The 22375-nt window shown below is 73.1% G+C and carries 18 protein-coding genes; 8 read left to right on the top strand and 10 right to left on the bottom strand.

Features of this window, described 5'->3' with window-relative positions; all coding sequences use genetic code 11:
* Positions 1-17 precede the first annotated feature (17 nt).
* The 5 genes from ACZ6AA_RS02440 to ACZ6AA_RS02420 form a co-directional block, all read right to left on the bottom strand.
* Positions 18-1526 carry an FG-GAP repeat protein gene (locus ACZ6AA_RS02440; protein WP_471455818.1) on the bottom strand — a complete coding sequence of 503 codons (1509 nt, stop codon included), beginning with the start codon at positions 1524-1526 and terminating at the stop codon, positions 18-20.
* A gap of 443 nt (positions 1527-1969) precedes the next feature.
* Complete coding sequence (locus tag ACZ6AA_RS02435; RefSeq protein WP_468451040.1) at positions 1970-3202, bottom strand: hypothetical protein; 1233 nt, start codon at positions 3200-3202, stop codon at positions 1970-1972.
* Positions 3203-3338: 136 nt separating this feature from the next.
* Positions 3339-4280, bottom strand: coding sequence for an N-acetylneuraminate synthase family protein (locus ACZ6AA_RS02430; protein WP_468451038.1), 942 nt, complete (start codon positions 4278-4280; stop codon positions 3339-3341).
* A 13-nt stretch (positions 4281-4293) separates the two neighbouring features.
* Positions 4294-5598: a cytidylyltransferase domain-containing protein gene (locus ACZ6AA_RS02425; RefSeq protein ID WP_471455814.1), complete on the bottom strand. Its 1305-nt coding sequence runs from the start codon at positions 5596-5598 to the stop codon at positions 4294-4296.
* 203 nt (positions 5599-5801) lie between these two features.
* A complete protein-coding gene (locus tag ACZ6AA_RS02420; RefSeq protein WP_471455811.1) occupies positions 5802-7145 on the bottom strand; it encodes a DUF6716 putative glycosyltransferase in 1344 nt (447 codons plus the stop codon).
* Between the two features lie 198 nt (positions 7146-7343).
* Here ACZ6AA_RS02420 and ACZ6AA_RS02415 point away from each other — a divergent pair, with 198 nt between their 5' ends.
* The 3 genes from ACZ6AA_RS02415 (at position 7344) to ACZ6AA_RS02405 (ending at position 10925) form a co-directional block, all read left to right on the top strand.
* A complete protein-coding gene (locus tag ACZ6AA_RS02415; RefSeq protein WP_468451034.1) occupies positions 7344-8324 on the top strand; it encodes a glycosyltransferase family 2 protein in 981 nt (326 codons plus the stop codon).
* A 17-nt stretch (positions 8325-8341) separates the two neighbouring features.
* A complete protein-coding gene (locus tag ACZ6AA_RS02410) occupies positions 8342-9748 on the top strand; it encodes a polysialyltransferase family glycosyltransferase (RefSeq protein ID WP_471456596.1) in 1407 nt (468 codons plus the stop codon).
* Positions 9749-10058: 310 nt separating this feature from the next.
* The gene (locus ACZ6AA_RS02405; RefSeq protein ID WP_468451033.1) at positions 10059-10925 is read left to right on the top strand and encodes a class I SAM-dependent methyltransferase; all 867 of its coding nucleotides are present in this window, start codon (positions 10059-10061) and stop codon (positions 10923-10925) included.
* Here the strand turns inward: ACZ6AA_RS02405 and ACZ6AA_RS02400 are convergent.
* Entirely contained in the window at positions 10891-11547 is a 657-nt protein-coding gene (locus ACZ6AA_RS02400) for a TetR/AcrR family transcriptional regulator C-terminal domain-containing protein (protein ID WP_468480445.1), read from the bottom strand. The genes ACZ6AA_RS02405 and ACZ6AA_RS02400 overlap by 35 nt on opposite strands.
* Positions 11548-11585: 38 nt before the next feature.
* Between ACZ6AA_RS02400 and ACZ6AA_RS02395 the strand changes: the two genes are divergently transcribed.
* The 3 genes from ACZ6AA_RS02395 to ACZ6AA_RS02385 all read left to right on the top strand — a co-directional run bounded on the left by ACZ6AA_RS02395 (position 11586) and on the right by ACZ6AA_RS02385 (position 14692).
* The gene (locus tag ACZ6AA_RS02395; protein WP_471455807.1) at positions 11586-13139 is read left to right on the top strand and encodes an FAD-dependent monooxygenase; all 1554 of its coding nucleotides are present in this window, start codon (positions 11586-11588) and stop codon (positions 13137-13139) included.
* A complete protein-coding gene (locus ACZ6AA_RS02390) occupies positions 13136-13681 on the top strand; it encodes a MarR family winged helix-turn-helix transcriptional regulator (protein WP_471455805.1) in 546 nt (181 codons plus the stop codon). The genes ACZ6AA_RS02395 and ACZ6AA_RS02390 overlap by 4 nt, the downstream gene beginning before the upstream one ends.
* A gap of 75 nt (positions 13682-13756) precedes the next feature.
* Positions 13757-14692, top strand: a complete 936-nt coding sequence (locus ACZ6AA_RS02385) for a L,D-transpeptidase family protein (RefSeq protein ID WP_468451025.1) — start codon at positions 13757-13759, stop codon at positions 14690-14692.
* A gap of 351 nt (positions 14693-15043) precedes the next feature.
* On the opposite strand, the gene ACZ6AA_RS02380 is transcribed toward ACZ6AA_RS02385, so the two are convergent.
* From ACZ6AA_RS02380 to ACZ6AA_RS02370, 3 genes are all read right to left on the bottom strand, one after another.
* Positions 15044-16408, bottom strand: coding sequence for a hypothetical protein (locus tag ACZ6AA_RS02380; protein ID WP_471455802.1), 1365 nt, complete (start codon positions 16406-16408; stop codon positions 15044-15046).
* Positions 16408-17079 carry an RNA polymerase sigma factor gene (locus ACZ6AA_RS02375; RefSeq protein WP_468451022.1) on the bottom strand — a complete coding sequence of 224 codons (672 nt, stop codon included), beginning with the start codon at positions 17077-17079 and terminating at the stop codon, positions 16408-16410. The genes ACZ6AA_RS02380 and ACZ6AA_RS02375 overlap by 1 nt, the downstream gene beginning before the upstream one ends.
* 327 nt (positions 17080-17406) lie before the next feature.
* On the bottom strand, positions 17407-18225 hold the full coding sequence (locus tag ACZ6AA_RS02370) for a hypothetical protein (protein ID WP_468480441.1): 819 nt from the start codon (positions 18223-18225) through the stop codon (positions 17407-17409).
* 317 nt (positions 18226-18542) lie between these two features.
* Here ACZ6AA_RS02370 and ACZ6AA_RS02365 point away from each other — a divergent pair, with 317 nt between their 5' ends.
* The gene (locus tag ACZ6AA_RS02365; protein ID WP_468451018.1) at positions 18543-19976 is read left to right on the top strand and encodes an FG-GAP-like repeat-containing protein; all 1434 of its coding nucleotides are present in this window, start codon (positions 18543-18545) and stop codon (positions 19974-19976) included.
* 33 nt (positions 19977-20009) lie between these two features.
* Here ACZ6AA_RS02365 and ACZ6AA_RS02360 read toward each other — a convergent pair whose 3' ends face one another.
* Positions 20010-20705 carry a TetR/AcrR family transcriptional regulator gene (locus ACZ6AA_RS02360; protein ID WP_471455798.1) on the bottom strand — a complete coding sequence of 232 codons (696 nt, stop codon included), beginning with the start codon at positions 20703-20705 and terminating at the stop codon, positions 20010-20012.
* A gap of 48 nt (positions 20706-20753) precedes the next feature.
* On the opposite strand from ACZ6AA_RS02360, the gene ACZ6AA_RS02355 reads away from it, so the two are divergent.
* A complete protein-coding gene (locus ACZ6AA_RS02355) occupies positions 20754-22352 on the top strand; it encodes an FAD-dependent oxidoreductase (RefSeq protein WP_471455796.1) in 1599 nt (532 codons plus the stop codon).
* The last annotated feature ends 23 nt before the right edge of the window (positions 22353-22375 follow it).

Genomic DNA, 22375 nt, shown 5'->3' with positions numbered 1-22375 from the left:
CGTCCGCCCGGCGTCGGCTACCGGATGTTCGAGCCGAACGCCTTGCCCTCGTCCGGGATGCCGTCCGCACCCGGCTTCACCGTGCGCACCGACCCCGTGCCGTCCTCGATGTGCTTCCAGGACGCCGCGTACACCAGCCCCCGGCGGTCCCCCGACGTCTTGCTGTACGGCACGCCGACGTAGAGGTCCTTGTACGTGGCCCACAGCCCGAGCCCCGCGAAGTCGCGCGACTCGGCCGGTCCCGGCAGGCCGTGGCCGCGCGTGAGGACCTTGCTCCCCCGCCCGGGCGATCCGAGGGCGGAAAGGACGTGCACGGCGCCCGCGTTCTCCGCGGTCCCCACTTCCTGGTTGGGGACGCCGACGGCGAGCTTGACGGTCTCGGCGGTGCCGGTCTCGCCCGGCTCGGTGTTGGCGAGGGCGACGCGCTGGCCGAAGAAGTCCGACGCGGCGGGCCGGTCGTCGCCGCCGGACGCGAGGCGGTCGATGAAGTTGACCTCGGTGACGGCGCCGGACGGCTTGACCCGCAGGACGGTGACGGCGCCCGCGTCCGCGACGGTGCCCACGTTCTCGTTGGGTGTGCCGACGGCGAGCAACGCGTCCGTCTCGGAGTCCGCGCCCGACGGCCGGTACGGGACCATGGACAGCGCCGTACCGAAGCGGTCGTCCTTGGCGGACGCGCCGGACACCAGAGCCGGGTGGTTCTCGTCCACCCCGTCCAGGGAGGTCGGCCGCCCGTCCTCGATGGTGTGGTTGAACAGCGTGACCGCCCCGGCGAACGACTCGTCGCCGATCGCCTCGCCGGGCGCCCCGGCCGCGATGAAGCGGCTCGTGGCCGCGAGGGTCTGACCGAACCGGTCGTGGGCCTCGGCCACGCCGGGCACATCCGGGTCGTCCTGGTTGACCGTGGTCTTCTTGGCGCCCTGGACGTAGTGGATGCAGCCCGCGTCCGAGAGGCTGCCGATGGCCTCGCCCGGCACGCCGATGGCGAGGTACGGCTTGCCGCCCGACTTGGCACCGGCCGCGAGGGCGTACCCGAAGAGGTCGCCCGCTTCCGTGGCCGTGTCGCCGTCAAGACCGGCCTGGGTGTAGCTCTTGATGGTGGAGCCCGCTCCGATGCCCGCCGGTCGGCCGTGGACGACGTAGACCGCGCCGGCGTCCGCCTGGGCGCCGTCGGCGGTGGTGACGTCCTCGTGGGGAGCGCCCACCACCAGGTCGTCGCAGCCGTCCATGTCGGCGTCGTACACGGCGATCGACGCGCCGAACTTGTCGCCCGCCTCCGGGTCGGCGTTCATGCCGCTCAGCGACTGGGAGATCTCCGTGACGCCCTTGTCGCCGCCGAGGACGACCCGGACCAGGCCCGCGTTCGCCTTGCCGTCGACGGTCGCCTCGGGGTCGGCCACGGCCATGTCGCGAATGCCGTCACCGTTGAAGTCCGGCAGCGTGCCGGTCGTGCACGTCGCGGCGGCCGCCGGTGTCGCTCCCACGGACAGCGACGTCGTGGCCGCCACCACAAGGGCCGCGGCCACTCCCCACCTCGTCGTCCGCGCACACCTGTGCGACCTTCGACTCAACTCCACAGTCCCCACCCCAGAGTTACAGATCGCCGTCACAGGATGTTCACGGCGGAGGTGAGTAAATGCCGGGCCCGCAGAAGCGGTCAACGTGACTCAGGCCACAGCGCATCGCCGGTTGTCACGGCGCCTCACTGGGCGTGCGCAGCCGAGGGCGAGTATCGGCCAATGCGCCTTCACCACGTGACACCTGCGAATCAAGAGTCCACTACAGCCCCATCAAGCCCCTGTTCACCAGTGAATGCTCATGGAGAGCCGGAGTTCGCCAACGGCAAACGCGAAGGACTGGGGTGCCGACTTTCGGCCAGGAGGACGGAATGAGCGGGTCCTCATGTCACGCACCGCAGTCGAAAGATTTTGCCAAGTAGCCGCAGGTGGGACGGGCAGCGCGGCCCGGTTTACGCCGAGGCCGTCTGCCCCAGCGTCGAAGGCGCCCCCGCGGCAGCCGCAAGGCCCCCCGGGGCCTTGGCCGCCACGGAGGCATCGACCTCCGAAGCCAACCGCTGCACATCCCGAGCCGTCCCCGTCACCCCCGCAAGGAACCCCTGTGCCCGGGGGGAAGCCGTGTCCGTGAGCCAGGACGGGTCGATGTCCATGACGGCGACCTTGACCTCGGTGCCCGCGAGGGCGAGGGGGAGGGTGTGGACGACGGTGGAGGGGAAGCTGAGGATGGTGCGGCCGATGGGGCCTCTGCGGGCGATGAGTTCGAGGGGGAGGTCGGGGCGTACGACCTGGAGGCCCGTGTCGACCGCCAGGCGGTGCAGCTTCTCCGCGCTCTCCCTGCGGTGGGCGAAGTAGCGCGTCGCGCCGTGCGTGTGCGCCAGCGCCGCCACCGCCTCGACATAGCGGTCCAGGTCCACCACGCCCGTCTCCACCAGGGACGTGCCGACCAGGTCCGAGCCCTTCGTGATGCGCGGCGGGCCGAAGCGGGCCCGCGTCCAGGCGAAGGCGTTCGCCGTGACGGTCACCCCGTCCGGCGCCGACTCGATCGGCATCGACGAGAAGACCTCGACCTTGCGGTCGCCGCTCGGCGTCAGGCGGCGGCGCGCCTTGGACGACACCGGCATGAACACCATGTCCCGCGCGCCCGGACGGCCGCCCCTGCGGTGCCAGCGCACCAGGCGTTCGCCGCGCGCCAGTTGGGAGATGAACTCCATCGTCGCGGTGCCGTCGTCCACGACCACCAGGTCGCGGGCGCGGGTGATGGACAGGAGCAGTTGTACGTAGCGGGAGAACGGGTCGCCGATCACTATCCGGCGGGCCCTGCGCAGCGGTCCGGCCAGGCCGCCGATGGTGTGGAAGGGCGCCGTGGTGCCGCCCCGCGCCTCCTCCCAGCGCACATGGAAGCCCTCGCCGCGCGCCAGTTCGCACATGCGGCGCAGCTGGCCGCGGGTCATGGGGTCGGTGGGCGAGAGGACGACCAGGGTCAGTTCCTCGGGCGGGTCCGCCGAGGGGCTCGCCGAGAGGTCCGCCGGCTCGTCCACCGGCCGGTCCTCCTGCGGGAGTTCACCCCGCACCGCCGTGTGCGCCCACTCCAGCACATTGAGCAACTGCACCGGCGACTCCACGAACGCCAGCGTGCCGCCGTCGGTCGTCGGGGTGGCGGTGCGCCGACCGCTTCGTACTGACATGAGTCCTCCCGTGTACAGCGGTGCGACGGTCCCCCGTGGAGCCGCCGGAGGCCCGGCCACGACGGGCCGGGGCCCGGGGCCGGAGCCGACGGAACCGGCGCCCCGTGTTCCCGGGGCGCCGGTGGGCCGACAGGCGTCAGACCGCGACCGGCTCGCGGTCGCCCGTCTCGGACTCGGCGACGACGCCCGCGACACGGCGGAGCTTCTTCATCGGGCCGAGCTCGGACTCGTACACCTTCTTGACGCCGTCGCCGAGCGAGGCCTCGATGGTGCGGATGTCGCGGACGAGGCGGGACAGGCCCTGCGGCTCGACGGAGGCGGCCTGGTCGGAGCCCCACATCGCGCGGTCCAGGGTGATGTGGCGCTCGACGAAGGTGGCGCCGAGGGCGACGGCCGCGAGGGTGGTCTGCAGGCCCGTCTCGTGGCCGGAGTAGCCGATCGGGACGTTGGGGTACTCGGCCTGGAGAGTGTTGATGACGCGGAGGTTCAGCTCCTCGGCCTTCGCCGGGTACGTCGACGTGGCGTGGCAGAGCAGGATGTTGTCCGAGCCGAGGACCTCGACCGCGTGGCGGATCTGCTTCGGGGTGGACATGCCCGTGGACAGGATGATCGTGCGGCCCGTCGCGCGCAGGGAGCGGAGCAGCTCGTCGTCCGTCAGGGAGGCGGAGGCGACCTTGTGCGCCGGGACGTCGAACTTCTCCAGGAAGGCGACGGCCTCGGTGTCCCACGGGGACGCGAACCAGTCGATGCCGCGCTTGGCGCAGTGCTCGCTGATGGCCTGGTACTCGGACTCGCCGAACTCCACGCGGTGGCGGTAGTCGATGTACGTCATCCGGCCCCAGGGGGTGTCGCGCTCGATGTCCCACTGGTCGCGCGGGGTGCAGATCTCCGGGGTGCGCTTCTGGAACTTCACCGCGTCGCAGCCGGCGTCGGCGGCCACGTCGATGAGCGCGAAGGCGTTCTCCAGGTCGCCGTTGTGGTTGATGCCGATCTCACCCGTGATGTAGACGGGGTGGCCGGGCCCTGCGGTCTTCGAACCGAAGGTGCGCAGGCGGTCGTTGGAGGACGTGTTGCTCATGGGGGGACTTTCCTTAACTGTTGAGGGAGGGGCCGAGGATCCAGGCGGCGATCTCTCGGATCGCGCCGTCACCGCCGGGGACGGAGGTGACCGCGCGTGCGGCGCCGCGTACGACGTCGTGGGCGCTCGCGACCGCCACGGGCCAGCCGACGAGGCCGAAGCACGGGAGGTCATTGACGTCGTTGCCGACGTAGAGCACGCGCTCGGGAGCGATGCCCTGCTCCTCGCACCACTGCTTCAGTGCGAGGTCTTTGCGGTCGATGCCGTGCAGAACGGGGATCTTGAGCTTCCGTCCGCGGGCGGCGACGACCGGGTTCTGTTCCGTGGACAGGATCAGCATCGTCAGACCCGACCTGCGCAGGGCGGCGATGCCGAGGCCGTCACCGCGGTGCACGGTGACGAACTCCCGTCCGTCGGAGTCGATCAGCACCCTGTCGTCGGTCTGGGTGCCGTCGAAGTCGAGTACGACCGCGTCGATGTCGTCGCGGGTCGGCAGGGCGCCGTCGCGGTCCGCGTCGAAGAGCGGGGCGAGGGCGCGGGCGCGGGCGAGATCGTGCGGGTCGTCGATCTCCAGGACCCGCGCGGGGTCGGTGCGGACGAGTTCCGTGTGCCCGAAGAAGCGGTGCTTGTGGGTACGGAAGCCGGTGGCGGCCATGCCGTAGACCGCGCCGGTCTCCAGGAGGTCCTGGGGGCGGTCCTGGCGGCGGGGGCGGAAGGACTTGTCGTGGTTGACGCCGTAGCCGCCGGAGGTGGTGGTGTCGGTGACGACCGTGGTCGTACCGCCCTCGGCCGCGGTGCGCTCGCCCTCTATGGCGGGCGGCTCGTCGCTCGCGTCGCGCCACACGAAGCCGTGGAAGGGCGCGACGGTGTGCGCGGTGTCCGCGCCGCCGCGGGTGATCGCCCCGACCACGCCGTCGACGTCCTCGCGGACGATGAAGGGGCTGGTGCACTGCACGAGCAGGACCACGTCGACGGTGACGCCGTGCCGCTGCTCGTAGCCGTCCATGGCGTGCAGCACCGCGACCTCGCTGGTCGCGGTGTCCCCGGCGATGGCGGCGGGGCGCAGCACGACCTCGGCCCCGGCGGCCCGCGCGGTCTCGGCGATCACCGTGTCGTCGGTGGACACGACGACGTCGGTGACCAGCGGCGAGGCCACGCAGGCGCGGATCGCGCGGGCCACCAGCGGGACGCCGCCGACCGGCGCGAGGTTCTTGGCGGGCACACCCTTGGAGCCGCCCCGCGCGGGGATGACGGCGAGGACGCGGCGCACCGGTTCGCCCTCCGGGTGGGACGGGCCCGCTGGGTGGGGCTTGGACATGGAGGCTCCTTCAGGGATGCCTGGTGGGGGGCTGGTCGGGGCGGCGGGCCGGGGGAGGGTGGCGGATTCGGGGGTGGACCGGGTGGGGGTGGTCGGCGCGGGCCGGGTGGGGCCCTGCGGCGGGATGGCGGTGGCCTCGGGGCCCGAGGGGCTCTCGGCCGCGTGCGACGGGGTCGCGCCGGCCTCGACCGCGTCCGCCCCCCTCACAGCTCCCCCATCCGCCGGATCACCGGCGCGACCCGCTGCACGCCGTGCCGGTACGCCCCGCGGGCCGCGCTGCGGACGGCCTGGCGGACGGGGCCCGGGTCGCGGTCGGCGGACGGGGCGCCGGGCAGGGGCGCGGCGTCGGGGCCCAGGTGGTGGCGGGCCAGGATGCCGGGGAGGTAGCCGGGGGCGGTGACCTGGGTGTAGTACGGCTGGATCGGCGGGAGCTTGCCGTCGCGGGCCCGGCCGGTCAGCTCCGCCACCCGCGCGCGGGCCGCGTCGAACGCCGTCTCGTACGCCCCGTCGGCGGCGACGCCCTGGCGCGCGACCCAGTCGGGGTCGGGCTCGGGGCTCTGTCCGGCGTCGAGCTGGTCCCAGGAGGCGAGGCAGCCGGAGCCGATGAAGGCGTGGTTGCCGAGCGCCTCGCGGACGCCGAGGTCGGTGAGGACGGCGGTGGGGATGCGGCGGTGCAGGGATTCGAGGGCGGCGGTGGAGCTGACGGTGACGAGCAGGTCGGTGCGGTCCAGGACCTCGCCCATGTGCCCGTAGACGAGGCGGAAGTTGGCGGGCTGCTCCTCGCCCCGGACCAGCTTCTGGTACGGCAGCTCCTCGATGTGCGTGGTGTGCTCGCCGGGCTTGCTGCGCAGCTTCAGGAGCACCTCGCGCTCGGGGTGGCGCCGGGCGTGCTGGATGAGGCGGGACAGCAGATAGACCCGGTCGGCCCGCTTCTCCGGCACGGAGGGCTGGGCGGCGAAGACGACGGTGTAGGGGTCGCGGGGCGCGTACGGCTCGCCGCCGAGGAACGGCAGCGCTGCCTCCACGACGCCGGACGCGTCGGCGCCCACGCCCTCGTACACGGCGCGGAACCGCTCCGCGTCCTGGCGGGAGTTGGCGAGGACGACGTCCGCGCCGTGCCGCAGGAGGAGTCCGTCGGCCAGCTTCTCGTAGACGACGCCGACGTAGCCGGTGACGACGACGGGGCGCCGGGCCGCGCCGTCGTGGGCGCGGGCGAGGCCGTGCAGGACGGCCTGGACGGCGCCGCCGACGAGGGCGAGGACGATGACGTCGTACGCCTCCTCGTCGCGGCGGGACCCGACGGCGTTCAGGAACTCGATGGCGGTGACCTCGCGCATGCTGTCCGCGCGCACCCCGACCTCTTCGAGCTGGCGGGGGGTGGGGGTGGCCCGGCCGCGGAGCAGATAACCGTCGAGGCGGAGGTCCGGTGCGGCCTCCTCGCCCTCGGCGGCTCCCGTGAGGCGCTTCGCGGTGAGCGAGCCCCATTTCCACCGGGTGTCGGAGTCGGCGAGCACGGCGACCCGCGTCGTCTTGTTGCTTACTGGCACAGCGAAGACGCTAGGAAGGCATTCCGATTGATGGCCCAACTCAGGTGCAACAAACGGTTAACAGCATGCCGACGAATGGCGAAGGGGGCTGGCAAACGTGTGACGGGATGCCCGGTTAACCATTCCGCCACGCTTCGTTCACCTGACATCCCACTGCGGGACAAGACGAATGCCGGGCCGACACCTAACGTCTCGCACGTGGTTAAGCTCTCCGTCATCGTGCCGTTCTACAACGTGCAGCAATACGCGCCCGACACCTTGAAGTCCCTGCACGCGAACGTGCGTGGAGACTTCGAATTCATTTTCGTCGACGACTGTTCGACGGACGAGACCCCGGACGTGCTGGAGCGTGCCGCGCGCGAGCTCCCCGGCGCCGTCCACCTCAGACATGAACAGAACGGGGGCCTGGCCACGGCCCGCAACACGGGTCTGGACGCGGCCCGCGGCGAGTACATCACCTTCCTCGACGGCGACGACTGGCTCGCCCCCGGCTACTACGAGCAACTGCTCGGCGCCATGGAGGAGTTGGGCTGCGACTTCGTCCGCACCGACCATGTGCAGTGCACCGCGCGCGCCCGCAGCGTGCACCGGGTGCCGCACGGCCTGCGCGGTGCGGTGATGTCCCCGCGCGACGTGATCCTGCCCGCCGACCGCTCCACGTCCGTGGACTACGCCTTCGCCTGGGCCGGGATGTACCACCGCCGCCTGCTCGACCAGGGGCTTCTGCACTTCACCCACGGGCTGCGCACGGCCGAGGACCGGCCGTGGATCTGGCGGTTGCACCGGGAGGCGAAGTCGTTCGCCGCGGTGGGGCTGCTCGGTGTCTTCTACCGGCGCGGGGTCGCCTCGTCGCTCACGCAGATCGGCGACGTCCGCCAGCTCGACTTCATCAAGGCGTTCGACCAGGTGGTGCGGGAGACGGCCGAGGACCGCGACGCGGACCTGCTGCTGCCGAAGGCCGTGCGCACGTATTGCGCGATCATCTCCCACCACCTGGGATCCATCGAAAGGTTCGAGCCGGCCGTGGCCCGGAAACTGAAGTCGCTGAGCGCCGCCGCGCTCAAGCGCATGCCCCAGGGCGTCCTCGACGAGGCCCTGGACTCCATGGACGTCCAGCGCGCCACGCGGCTGCGCCGACTGCGCCGCCGCGCCGTCGGCGCCGGGGAGGTGGCCGCGTGAGCCCCGCAGGCCAGGCCGTGCCCGACCCGCACGCCGCCGCCCTCGCCGCCGCGCGCCCCGACGCCCGCCGCCGCACCACGCAGATCTTCTTCGCGTCCACGCTGTACGGCGTCGCCACCCTGGCCGCCGCCCTGGACGCCGACCGCTTCGGCCCGGCCGACCGGCGCGTCCTGCTGATCGCCAACAACGCGGCGACCCCGGAGACCACGCCGTCCGTCGACACGATGCCCGGCTTCGAGCGGCTGCGCGGCCGCTTCGACGACGTGCTCTCCTGGAACGAGGCCATCTCGCCGTTCCACCCGGGCAGTTGGTCCCCGCGCGGCGACGACCTGCCGCTGTGGCAGCGCTATCTGCGGCTCGCCTGGGACCTCGGCGACGACAACATCGAGCTGGCCGTGGAGTCCATCCAGGTCAACCCGGCCCTCGCGCTGACGCAGATCTTCACGGGCGCGCCCGTCGACGTCTACGCCGACGGCCTGATGAGCTACGGCCCCACCCGCAACAAGATCGACCCGCTGGTCGGCACCCGGGTGCGGCGACTGCTCCACCTCGACCTGGTGCCCGGCCTGAAGCCGCTGCTCCTCACCGAGTTCGCCGTCGAGCCCGAGCTCGTACCGACCGACACCTTCCTGAAGGTCCTCGGTGAACTCGCCGACAGCGAGGCGGAGTCGGGCTCCCTGGACGCGCTGTCACGGATCGCCGAACCGGCGCTGCTGCTCGGCCAGTACCTCTCCGCCCTCAACATCCTCGACCCCGAGGAGGAAGAGGACCTGCACGCGCGGATGCTGCGCGGCGCGGCGGCGCTCGGCCACAGGCAGGTGGTCTTCAAGCCCCATCCGACGGCCCCCGCGCGCTGGTCGCGGCAGCTGGAGCAGGAGGCCGAGCGGCTCGGCGTGCAGCTGACCGTCCTGGACACACCGGTGCTCGCCGAGGTGCTCTACCAGCGCATGCGGCCCGCCCTCGTCGTCGGCTGCTTCTCCACGGCGCTCCTCACCGCCTCCGCGTTCTACGACCTGCCGGTGGCGCGCATCGGCACGGAGACGCTCCTGGAGCGCCTGAAGCCGTACGAGAACAGCAACCGCATCCCGGTCACGCTGGTCGACGCGCTGCTGCCCGAGCTCGGCGACCGCGAGGCCGTCTCCGGGCGCCGCAAGGAGCCGGACGCGGCGGCGCTGAGCGGTCTGGTGCGCGCCGTGGGCTTCGCCATGCAGCCCAAGATCTACCCGAGCCTGCGCCCGGCCACGGAGCGCTATCTCGCCGCGCACCTGAACGAGCGCACCTGGCGGTACTTCAAGAAGCGCAGGCTGACCGCCCTCGCGCTGCCCGGCGGCATCCCGGTGCAGCTCGCGTTCATCCCGCGCAACGCGGCGGTGCGCAAGGTCGCGCGGCGGGCCCGGTCGATCAAGCGGGCGGCGCTGGGCTGAGCGGGCGCGTTCCTCGGCGGTCGGGGGGTGCGGGGCACCGGCGTGCCGCGCACCCCGGCCGCGGGTAAGGTGAAAATCCGCTCGCGTTCACGGGGAATTCATCTTCCCGGACCTTCTCAGCCGTCCTGCGGATGTCCAAAAGCAGCATTGCGGCACGCGCCTTGACCGCTTCCGGGGTATCCCCTAGTTTCCCGGGAAACTTGCGTCCGCAACAAGAGAGTGGTTTTCCCTCATGCCTGCTGCGCACGACATATCCATGCCGCCGCAAGAGCTCAGTGACGTTCCCGGCTGGTTCCCGAATCTTGATCAAATGCTGTTCGACTGGCTGCTGACCCGGCAGGAGAGCCGGGGAGTTCGGGGCGATCTCCTGGAGATCGGCGTCTATATGGGCAAGAGTGCGATTTTCCTCGGCCACCATCTGGTCGACGGCGAGGGCTACACGGTCTGCGATCTCTTCGAGGACGAGGCGCCGGACGGGGCCAACAAGGCGGAGTCGAAGAAGTCCTATCCGACGCTGACCAAGCAGGCGTTCGAGCGGAACTACCTCTCCTTCCACGACGAGCTGCCGCGGGTCCTGCGCGGGCCCAGCTCGGTGGTGCCGGGCGAAGTGCCGCCGAGGTCCTGCCGGTTCGTGCACGTCGACGCCTCGCACCTGTACGAGCACGTGCACGGCGACATCGGCGCGGCCAGGGACACCCTGCTGCCCGAGGGCATCGTGGTCCTCGACGACTTCCGCTCCGAGCACACGCCGGGCGTGTCCATCGCGGCCTGGGAGGCGGTGCTCAACCGCGGCCTGAAGCCGATCTGCCTGAGCTCCCAGAAGCTGTACGGCACCTGGGACGAGCCGGGGCCCGTGCAGGAGGAGCTGCTCGACATGGTGCGGGAGCGGGACGACTGCCATCTGAGCGTGCAGGAGGCGGCCGGGCACCGGATCATCCGGGTCAAGTCCAAGAAGGGCATGGCGGCGCCCGCGTTCCCCCCGTCACGGCACTACCGCGCGGCCACCCGGGCCGACGCCCCGGAGCGCGGCCCCCGCTCCGCCGCCCAGTCCCCCGCGGCCGCCGCCCAGCGCCCCGCCGCCGCCCGCTCCCTGGCCCGCTCCCGCGCCCGCCGCCTCGCCGCCGACCTGCTCCCGCCGGTCGTCACGCGGGCCGTGCGCCGGGGCCGAGCAGGGTGACGCCGACCCCGGCCACCACCGCCGCGAGGCCCGCCTCGAAGCCGTCCTCGTAGCCCCGGAACATCTCCTCGCCCGCGGCCGCCGCCAGCGGGTAGTCCTTCAGGCGCTCGGCGCGCGCGGCCAGGTCGTACCCCTCGCCGCCCTCGCCCGGGCGCGGCCCCGTGGCCTGCTCCTCGATGACGTACCCGATCGTGTAGCTCGTCGCGGTCAGCAGGGCGCGGGCCGCCGCGCCCGGGGTGAAGCCCGCCGTGGTGAGGCGGCGCAGCTGGGCCTCCACGGGCGCCGCGTACGACGTGTCGGTGAAGTACGTGCCGCTGTAGACCTTCGCGCCGTCGCGGTAGCGCAGCAGCATGCGGCGCAGGGCGCGCATCGCCGTCGTGACGGAGGTCTGCCAGTCGGCGTCCGGGGCGCCCGTGAGGTCGGCCGCCGCGCCGCGCACCATCTCCGTCGCCATCTCGTCGAGCAGCGCCTGCTTGTCCTTGAAGTGCCAGTACAGAGCCGGGGCCTTGACGTCCAGCTCCTTGGCGATGGCGCGCAGGGTCAGGCCGTCGAGCCCGGTCTCGTTCAGGAGGCCGAGCGCGACGCGCGCCACCCGCCGCCGGTCCAGTCGTGTCGTAGCCACCTTGACAACTTAACACCGTTAAGCGCACCCTCGGGGGTATGGCACTTAACGACGTTAAGGGAATCCCCTCAAACCACCCGAATGGCGTGACGACGACCGAGGTCCTGGTCGTCGGCGCGGGCCCCACCGGCCTGACCCTCGCCTGCGACCTGGCGCGCCGGGGTGTGCGCGCCCTCGTCGTGGAGCGGGCGGCGGGCCTCTTCCCCGGTTCGCGCGGCAAGGGCGTGCAGCCGCGCACGCTGGAGGTCTTCGACGACCTCGGGGTGGCCGGGGCGATCCTGGAGGCGGGCGGCGCGCCGCCGGTCGGCATGGTGTGGCGGGACGGCGTCCGGCAGGGCGAGTACCGCATGTTCGACGAGCCGGAGCCGGTGGACTCGGCGCCGTACGCGGGTCCGGTGCTCGTGCCGCAGTGGCGCACGCAGGAGATCCTGTACGCCCGCCTGACGGAGCTGGGCGGGTCGGTCGCCTTCGGCGCGGAGGCCACCGGGATCGCGCAGGACGCGGACGGGGTCACGGCGGGCCTGGCGGGCGGCGGCACGGTCCGCGCCGCGTACGCGGTCGCCGCCGACGGCGGCCGCTCCGCCGTGCGGCGCGCGCTCGGCATCGGCATGACGGGCGAGACCGTGGACCCGCAGCCCATGCTGGTGGCCGACATCCGCGTCGCCGAGGGCGCGCTCGACCGGGACAACTGGCACGTGTTCCCGCCGGCCGGGACCCACCCGTCCGAAGGGGCCGCGAGCGGCGGCGACTTCGCGGCGATCTGCCCGCTGCCGGGGATCCCGGACTTCCAGCTGGTCGCCCGGTTCACGGGCGGCGCCGAGCCCGACCTGTCCCCCGACGGCGTACGCGAAGCGGTGGCCGCGCGCACCCACCTGACCGCCGCCGACGTCACCGAGGTCCGCTGGGCCTCCGACTTCCGGCCGCGCGCCGCGCTCGCGGACGCCTTCCGCGCGGGCCGCGTCTTCCTCGCGGGCGACGCGGCGCACGTGCACTCCCCCGCGGGCGGCCAGGGCCTCAACACCAGCGTGCAGGACGCCTACAACCTGGGCTGGAAGCTGGGCGCGGTGCTGCGGCACGGCGCGGACGCGGGGCTGCTCGACACGTACGAGGAGGAGCGGCGCGCGGTCGCCGCGCGGATGCTCGACCTCTCCACGCGCATCCACCGCGGCACCGACCGGCGCGGCACGGCCACCCGCCAACTCGGCCTGGAATACCGGGACTCGTCCCTGTCCCTCGACGCATCCCCCTCCCTCGATACGCCGACAGCCGACGTCGAGACCTCGACGGCCACCTCGGACACCACCCCGCGGGCGGGCGACCGCGCCCCGGACGCCCCGCTGGGCGCCGGACGCCTCTTCGACGCCTTCCGCGGCCCGCACTTCACACTGCTCGCGGTGGCCACGGACGCGGAACTCCCGCCACTGAGGGGCGACTTGGTGCACGTACACCGCACGGAGCGGTGCGCCCCCTACGGACCGGGGCTTCATCTGATCCGCCCGGACGGATACATCGCCTGGACGGGACAGGACGAAGAAGGCCTCAGGAAGTATTTGACCTCAACCAAACTTGAGGTCCTAAGTTCGGGGACATGACGAACACGAATGCGAACACGAACCCGACCGCCACCACGACCACCGCCTCGGCCAGCGCCCCGAAGAAGGCCCCCTTCACCCCGTCCCACAGCGACGCCGACCTGGTCAACCAGCCCATCGGCTACTGGAGCTCGGCGGCGGGCAAGGCCGTCGTCCACCACATCCGCACCATGCTCGCCGAGAACGGGCTGACCCAGCCCCAGTGGTGGATCCTCAACCAGCTCGTCGGCCACGAGAACGGCCGTGACCGCAAGGAGGTCGTCCAAGTCCTGCGCGGCTACCTGGAGTTCGGCGAGGGGCCGCTGCACCACGACATCGACTCCCTGATCGGCCGCGCGCTGATCGCCCAGGACCCGGACGTCGCGGACGCCCCGCTGATCCTCACCGACGCGGGCGCGGAGCTGCGGAACAAGGTCGCCGCGCTGCAGCAGCGGACGCGTGCGGAGATCCACGAGGGCATCGACGACGCGGACTACATACGGGCCCTGAAGGTGCTCCAGCGCATGATCCACAACGTGGACGGGCAGGCCTGGCACCACTGACGCAGACTTCCCAACCATTCGCTGATGGGAAACACTTCGGGGAGTGTTGTCCGGTGGATCGGTGTGGGGGATGCGATGAGCAGGGACGCGATAGCCAGGGGACGGGCGGCGGCGGGGGCCGTCGTCGCCCTGGCCCTGGCGTGCGGGTGCACGGCGCAGGCCGTGGAGACGACGGGCAAGGACGAGAAGTCGCCAACCGCCCGCCCCTCTTCGGCCAACTCCTCGCCCACGCCGAGCGAATCACCCCTGAAGAAGATGAAGTCCCCGGTGTCACGGGCCGAGTTGCCGCAGTCCAAGACCCCGGACGTGCCGTCCACGCCGCCGCCCCGGCCGCGCACCAGCACCAGCACCCCGCCGCCCCCGGCCCCTCCGGAGCCGGGACCGGTCGTCCTCGCCCGCGGCCAGGACGGCAGGAAGGTGCGTGAACTCCAGGCGCGGCTGCGGCAGATCGGCTGGTTCGGGCAGAACCCGACGGGGACGTACGGACCGGTCACAGCGACCGCCGTCGAGGGCTTCCAGGGCAAGCGCGGGCTGCTGCGCACCGGCGCGACCGACACCCGCACCTGGGACCGGCTGCTCGCCATGACGCGCGAGCCGACGAGGGCCGAGCTGTACCCCGACGGCGGCATGCCGCCCGCGAAGCCGGACCGGCGCTGTCTGACCGGCCGGGTCCTGTGCATCAGCAAGGAGAGCCGCACGCTGACCTGGATGATCGACGGCAAGGCCGTCACGACGGTCGACGTCCGCTTCGGCTCGGAGTACACGCCGACGCGCGAGGGCGAGTTCCAGGTGTTCTGGAAGAACCGCGACCACGTCTCGACGCTGTACGACACCCCGATGCCGTACGCCATGTTCTTCAGCGGCGGCCAGGCCGTCCACTACTCGTCCGACTTCGCGGCCAGGGGCTACAACGGCGCCTCACACGGCTGCGTGAACGTACGCGACAAGAAGGGCATCGCAAAGCTGTTCAAGCAGGTCAGGACGGGCGACAGAGTGGTCATCTACAAGTGACCCACAAAGGGTGCCCGAGATCGTGCACCCCCGAACGACCGCAACCATCAATGGAGCAACCCCAACGGCGATCAATTTGGTCCGCGAGAGCGGCGCCGGTTCAGGCGCAGAGAGTGGGGGGGGGGGGGGGGGGGGGGGGGGGGGGGGGGGAGGGGGGGGGGGGGGGGGGGGGGGGGGAACCCCCCCCCCCCCCCCGCCAGTGGCACTGAGCCGTAGGTACGGGGGGAACCCCGGCTCGTGCGCAGCCGATGACCAGTCGGCTCACTTCTTACTGCGCCGCCGATTCGGAAAACGTCACACCCTGGTGGTGCGGCCTGGATCACACTTTCGTGGCGGATGCACGGGGTGCGGTCAGCGGACCGGCAGGGCGCTGTACGAGGTCGAAGGGCGCGGCAGCGGGGCGGGCAGCATCACGGGCGGGGCGTGGCCGCCGGAGCCGCCGCTGTGTCCGTCGCCGGGGCCGTGGTCCCCACCGCCGTTGTGCCCGTCGCCGTCGCCCTGACCGCCGTCGCCGCCGTGGCCGTTGTCGCCCTTGCCGCCGCCCTTGCCGTCGAGGACGCGCTCGCAGAAGCGCTGTACGCGTTCGGCGCCGCGCGCGGCCTCTTCCAGGCGGCGGCGCTTGTCGCCCTGGAGCGCGCCGCTGCGGTAGTCGCGGCAGGCGGAGATCACGCGCTTGCGCCACTTCCTGGCGTCGCCGCGCTGCTCGCCCTCGCCCGTGCCGGGCCCGGGGCCCTTGTCGGGCTTGTCGGCGGTGTCCTTGCCGCCGTCGGTGCCCTCCGTGTTGCCGGGGGTCTTGGTGTCCTCGGGCGGCGCGCTGCTCCTGGGCGCCTCGGACGGGTCGTCCTCGGGGGCGGAGCTGACGTCGTCGGGCACCTCGTCGGGCGGGTCGACGGCGTCGTCCGAGGGCGTGCTGAGCGGCTGCTCCGGCGTCGCCACCGGGGACGCGCTGGTCGCGGGCCCCTGCTCGCTGCGCGTGAACGGCGAGGGGATCACCCCGGCCCCGGCCGCGACGGCGACCCCACCGGCCATGCAGGCGGCGAGCGCGGCGGCCACCCCGAGGCGGACGGGGCGGCCCCAGCGGGTGGGGCGGGGGGTGGTGCGGCCGATGCGGACGGTCTGGTCGGCCTGGTCGGTCCGGCCGCGCTGGTCGGTCCGGCCGGGGGGAGTCGCCAGGGCGGTGGGAGCGCCGGGTGCGCCGGGGGCGCGGGTGTCGCCGAACACGCCGGGGTTGGCGGGGGTCACGGGGCTGATGTCGGTCGGGGCACCGCCGGGCGCGCCGGACCCACGGGGTGCGCCCGTGCCGGGTGCACTGGGCCCACCGGAGACGCCAATCGCACCGGGGGCACCAGGCGCACCGGAGACACCAGCGGCACCAGCCGCACCAGCCGCACCAGCCGCACCAGCCGCACCAGCCGCAGAAACCTCCCCGGAAGCCCCGGTGACCCCAGAAGCCCCAGGAACCCCACCACCCCCGCGCGCAGCGCGAAACGCCGCCAGCGCCCCCGCCTCGCCGGGCAGTTCGGCCTTCACGGCGGGGGTGGACGCGGGAGCGGGGTCGGAGGGGGTCGAAGGGGTGGTCGCGCGGAGGGCGATCAGGGCCTCGGTGAGGCGTTCCGCCTGTTCGCGCTCGTGATCGCCGATGCCGTCGAGCCGCTCACCGCGGAGCAATCGCTCCGCCGCATCGCGGTCCAGCCACTTGTACTGCTCGTCGGCCATCACATGTCCTTCTGCGTCCGCGTACGCGAATGCGTCACACACGGGGACGGTGGCACCGCACGTCCGTGCGGGTCAGGCTGCGGGGGTACGGCGCCGAGTCCGCGCCCCTGCGCGGGGTCGTCGGCGCCCATCAGCTCGGCGAGGCGCTTGAGGCCGCGGTGGGCCGCGGTGCGGACCGCGCCGGGGCGTTTGCCCAGGGTCTCGGCGGCGCTCTTGGCGTCGAGGCCGACCACGACCCGCAGCACGACGGCCTCCGCCTGGTCCTGCGGGAGCTGGGCTATGAGGGCGAGCGCGGCGCCGGTGGAGAGGGACTCGATCGCCTCGCCCGCGGTGTCGGCCGCGCCGGGCTTGCCGGTCAGCTCCGTCTCGTCGCCGCCGATCGCGGGGCGGCGGCCGCGCATCCGGATGTGGTCCAGGGCGCGGTTGCGGGCGATGCGCGCGGCCCAGCCGCGGAAGCGGTCCGCGTCGCCGCTGAACCGGTCGAGGTCGCGGGCGATCTGGAGCCACGCCTCGGACGCGACGTCCTCCGCGTCGAGGTCGCCGACGAGCGTACGTACGTAACCGAGCAGCCGCGGGTGCACGGAGCGGTACACAGTCCGGAACGCGGTCTCGTCCCCGTTCTGTGCCGCAAGCACGGCGGCGGTCAGCTCAGCGTCGTCCTCCCCCTGCACTGCGTGCCCCTCTGCGCCTGGCCAGGCGCCGCTCTCACGGGTCTGTCTTCTCGCGGTCGTGCGCCGCTGCACCGCTCACGGTGCTCGGGTCGGCGGTCGCGTAGGTGGGTCGCAACGCGGCGCGAACCTGCACGCTACGGCGTGAAACCGGTGCGCGTCCATGTTTGTACAACACGCAACTAGCGGGTGACGCATCGCGGTGTGACAGAAAACGCACCCGGGACGCAGAAGGGAGTACGGACCGCCACGCGGTTCGTGCCGTGTGACGGCCGGGGCCTCTCCTGTGGGGGGTGGCGGCCCCGGCCGCTCACTCGCCGGCGGTGCGGCTCAGACCTCGAAGAGGTCGGCCCCCGCCGGTCCCCCGAACTCGCTCGCGTCGACGACCTCGGCCGCGGGCGGCGTCGCCACCTCGAACGGCTCGTTGTAGTCGGACAGCTTGAGGACCCGGCGCTCGCCGCTCTCCTCGGCCTCGTAGGCCGTGATGCGGTGCTTGCCCTCGGCGGCGACGTACATGACGTTCTTGTCGCCGCGCTCCACGTCGACGACCGGGATGACGTGCCGGCCGTAGCGGTACGTCGGCCGCTCGGCGCGGACGGTGCCCTCGAAGTCGTCGTCGCCGAGCCCGTCGACCGCCTGGGACAGACTCCCCAGGTCGCACATGCCCTTGGAGAAGGCGACGTTGTCCGTCGGCATCCGCAGATACTTGCCGCGGACCAGCGCGACCCGCTCCCTGATGGCCGCGGAGGCGGCCGGTTCCTCCGCCTCGGCCTGGGCGAGCAGGCCGTCCAGCGAGGCCTCGCTGAACCGTATGTGCGTGGCGCCGCCCTTGACCACGAGCAGCTCGCCGCGCTGCCCCTGGCCGCCGTCGAACGTGCCCGTGCAGTTGGAGTGCCGGTCGACGCGCAGCGAGACCTCGATGCGCTGGGCCGTGCCCGCGCTCGCGGAGCCCTTGGTGATCGCGGCGTTCAGACGCAGCGACCTCGCCGACTCCAGCAGCCGCATGCCCTCCGTCGCGAGCCGCGCGCCGCGCGCCTGGTCCGGCGGCAGCTGCTGCTCGAAGGTGCCGTTCAGCCGGACCGGCTTGTCGTCGGCGCCGCAGGCCGTCAGCGCGGACGCCGTCGCGGCGGCCACGAGCACGACGGCCACGCCCCGGGACCGGCTCCGGCGCCCGCCGCCCCGCGTCCCGTGCCCCGCCCTGAGCCCCACAGTCCCCACCCGTCCCGCCGACCTTTCCCGTCTCCGACCGCGCGCTCAGGCGCCCACGTGTACGCATCCGCGTTCTCACGCGTTTCTCATGCGACCCGTCCCATGAACCCTGCGTGGCCGTCCACCCCGTTGTCACACCAGGGCGGTGAGGGAAAGGTCACGCGACATTTCGCCCCACCCTGTACAACCCTTCCGCTCTCCGGACAGTCATACGAACTCGCTGATTCACCAGGAGCTCATCAGAGGGGTTGAGGCATTTGAGCCTGCGAAAGGCGCACCGCGGGGCGTGGCTGGCCGTCGGGGCGGTCGTGCTCGGCGGCACCGGAGTCATGGCGGGCACGACGGCACACGCGGCCGACGCCGCTCCCGCCGCCCCCACGTCCGACTTCGACCGCGACGGCACCGCCGACCTCGTCGTGGCCACGCCGCGCGCGTCCGGGTCGAAGGGGTCGGTGACCGTCGTGCCGGGCGGCGCGGGCGGTCCGGCGGCGGGGAAGAAGAAGACGCTCACGCAGTCGAGCACGGGCGTGCCCGGCGTGAGCGAGTCCGGCGACCAGTGGGGCGCGGCCACGGCCTGGGGAGACATCGACGGCGACGGCGACGCGGACCTCGTGATCGGCGCGCCGGGCGAGGACGACATGTCGGGCCACAAGGACCGCGGCGCCGTGACGATGCTGTACGGCCCGAAGTTCACGTCCGGCACGGACATGCAGCTGTCCGAGGACTTCGCCTACGGCGGCGCCCGGTTCGGCTCGGCGGTCGCCGTCGGCGACTTCGACGCCGACGGCAAGGCGGACGTGTTCGCCGCGGCCACGGGCACGGGCGGCAGCTGGTCGGCGCGGTTCGCGGCGGGCCGCGAGACGGCGGGCACCGTGACGTCCGGGGACCGGGCCATCGCGTACGCCGACGCCGCTTCCGGCGACTTCAACGGCGACAAGTACGCCGACGTGGCCCTCACCTACCGCGACGCGGCCGGGCAGGGGAAGGTCGTCTGGTTCAAGGGCACCCGCTCCGGGCTCAGCCGCGTGAGCACGCTGACGGCCAAGGGCGGCCGCGCGGTCGCCGCGGGCGACGTGACCGGCGACGGCCGCGACGACCTCGTCATCGGCCAGCCGTACACCTCGGAGTCCGGCGCGCACGCGGGCGGCCAGGTGACGGTCGTTCCCGGTACGGCGTCGGGCCTCTCCTCGGCAGGCGCGACCACGGTCCACCAGGCGAGCCCCGGAGTGGTGGGCGCGGCCGAGGCGGGCGACGCGCTCGGCTGGTCGGTGGCGGTGGGCGACGTCGACAAGGACGGGCACGCGGACGTCCTCGCCGGTGCGCCGGGCGAGGACATCACGCGCGCGGACAAGTCCCGTACGGACGCCGGAACGTCACTGCTCTTCAAGGGCACCGCGTCCGGCCTGACGGGCGCGGGCGCGCTCGCCGTCAGCCAGGACGAGCCGGACGTGCCCGGCTCCACCGAGTCCGGTGACCGGCTCGGCTCGGCGGTCTCGCTGGCCGACTTCGACGGCGACGGCCGCGCGGACCTCGCGATCGGCGCGGACGGCGAGGACGAGGGCGCGGGCACGGTCCTGCAACTGGACACCGACGCCTCGGGGGCGCCCGTGCTCAAGAGCGGGGTCTACTACGGGCGGGCGCAGCTCGGTACGCCCGCGACGGCGCACCTGGGTGAGGCCCTGACCCCCTGACGGGCCCTCCCCGCCAGGGGTGCCCTTGAACGATCACGGAGCGGGCGGTGCCGACGCTGCCTCGGGAGGCCGGGGCCGGGGCACCGCCCGCTCCAGTGCGTCGAAGGCCCGGTGGACCAGCTCGCGGTGGCCGACGGCGGCCTCGTCGGTGCCGGTGCCCGCGAGCTGCCGCCGGGCCGTCGTGGCGTAAGCGGTGCGGTACGCCGCCATCGTCAGGGCGGCGGTGAGGCGGGTGTCGTCCCCCGGTGCGGCGGGGTCCTCGCCCGCGGCCTCGGCGAGGGCCGCCGCGAGGGCCTCCTCCAGCTCCTCCAGGCCCTCGCGGGCGCGGGAGCGCAGCGCGGGCGAGTCGAGGACGACCTGCCAGAAGCGCGGGAAGGACTCGCCGACGGCTCCGAACGGGTGCCGCTCGTCGAGGAGTTCGAGGACGCGGCGGCGCAGGGCGGCGAGCGGCGTCTCGTCCGGGCGGCGGTCCGCGACGGCCCGGGTCACCGTCTCGACGCCCTCCGGGAGGCGGTCGAGGAACAGGTCCTCCTTGCGCGGGAAGTGGTTGAAGACCGTCATCGTCGAGACCTCGGCCGCGGCCGCCACCTCCGCGACGGTCACCTGCTCGAAGCCCCGCCGCAGGATCAGCAGCGTCGCCTCGTCGGCGATGCGCTGCCGGGTCCGCCGCTTCTTGCGCTCCCGCAGGCCCAGCTCCTCGTCCCGCGGCTGCCCGGTATGCCTCTCCATGACCTTCACTATACTCGCTATAAACTTTTAGTGACTACAGTTAAATGCATGACGACAGCGACCGAAGCAGCAGCGGCAGAAGAAGCGACGGCTGACGAGTGCGACGTGGTCGTGGTCGGCGGCGGGCCCGTGGGCCTGATGCTGGCCTGCGAACTCCGGCTCGGCGGCGCCTCCGTGGTCGTACTGGAACGGCTCACGGAGATCGACACGACCATCAAGGCCGGAGCGGTGAACACCCCCGGCGCCGAGGCCTTCTACCGGCGCGGCCTGCTCCCCGTCCTCGCGGCCGAACAGGAGCGCACCCTCCGGAAGTTCGCGGAGTTCGGACGGCAGCGCGCGGCGGCGTCCGACGCCCCGGCGGGGCCGGTCAAGGTGGCGCCGCGCTTCGCCGGGCACTTCGCGGGGATCCCGCTGAGCGCCGACCACCTGGACGCCGACGACCCCGACTTCGCCGGCCGGGGCCCCGCCGACCACGTCGGCCTGGTGCCGCAGGCCACCGTCGAGGAGGTGCTCGCGGCCCGCGCCGACGCGCTCGGCGTGGACCTGCGCAGGGGCATGGAGGTGACGGGCTTCGACCAGCGCGCCGACGGCGTGACCGTGCGGACGTCCGCCGGGGCGCTGCGCGCGGGCTGGCTGGTCGGCTGCGACGGCGGCCGCAGCCTCGTCCGCAAGACCGCGGGCTTCGACTTCCCCGGCACCGACCCGGAGATCACGGGGCACCAGGCCCTGGTCGACCTGGAGCACGCCGAGGGCCTGCGCACGGGCTGGAACAGCACGGCCACCGGGATCTACTCCTACGGTCCGGTCCCCGGCCGCGTCCTGACCGTCGAGTTCGACGGCGTGCCCCAGGACCGGGACGCGCCCGTCACGGCGGCGGAGATGCAGGCGAGCATCCGGGCCGTGACCGGCGTGGACGTCACCGTCACCCGTGTGCACACCGCGACCCGCTTCACCGACAACGCCCGGCAGGCGACGACGTACCGGAAGGGCCGGGTGCTGCTCGCGGGCGACGCCGCGCACGTCCACTCGCCGTTCGGCGGCCAGGGCCTGAACCTCGGCATCGGCGACGCGCTGAACCTCGGCTGGAAGCTCGCCGCCACCGTGCGCGGCGACGCGCCCGAGGGCCTGCTCGACACGTACACCGCCGAGCGGCACCCCCTCGGCGCCTGGGTCCTCGACTGGACGCGGGCGCAGATCGCCCTGATGCGCCCGGACCCGCGTGCGCGCGCCCTGCGGGCGATCGTCGACGACCTGATGGAGACGGTCACCGGCACGACGTACTTCGTCAAGAAGATCTCGGGCGTACGACAGCGGTACGAACTCGGCGGCTCCCACCCGCTCGTCGGCGCGAGCGCCCCCGACCTCGTGCTCGCCGACGGCAACCGCCTCGCCGACCTGCTCCACGAAGGCCGCGCCCTGCTCCTCGACCTCACGGACGACGCGGCGCTGCGGACCCGGGCCGAGGGGTACGGCGACCGGCTGCGCACACACTCCGCCGCCTGCCCGGACCGGCCGAAGCTCGCGGCGGCGCTCGTCCGTCCGGACGGGTACGTGGCGTGGGCGGCCGATGCCGGGGACGACGCGGGGGCCGCGCCGGAGGAGTTGACGGCGGCGCTGGCGCGCTGGCTGGGCGAGCCCGCGCACTGACCCGCGCACTGACCCGCGCACTG

The organism is Streptomyces sp. NPDC040610 (assembly GCF_055594065.1).
Note: the sequence above shows the minus strand (reverse complement) of the source record. Positions and strands in the feature narration are given on the sequence as shown.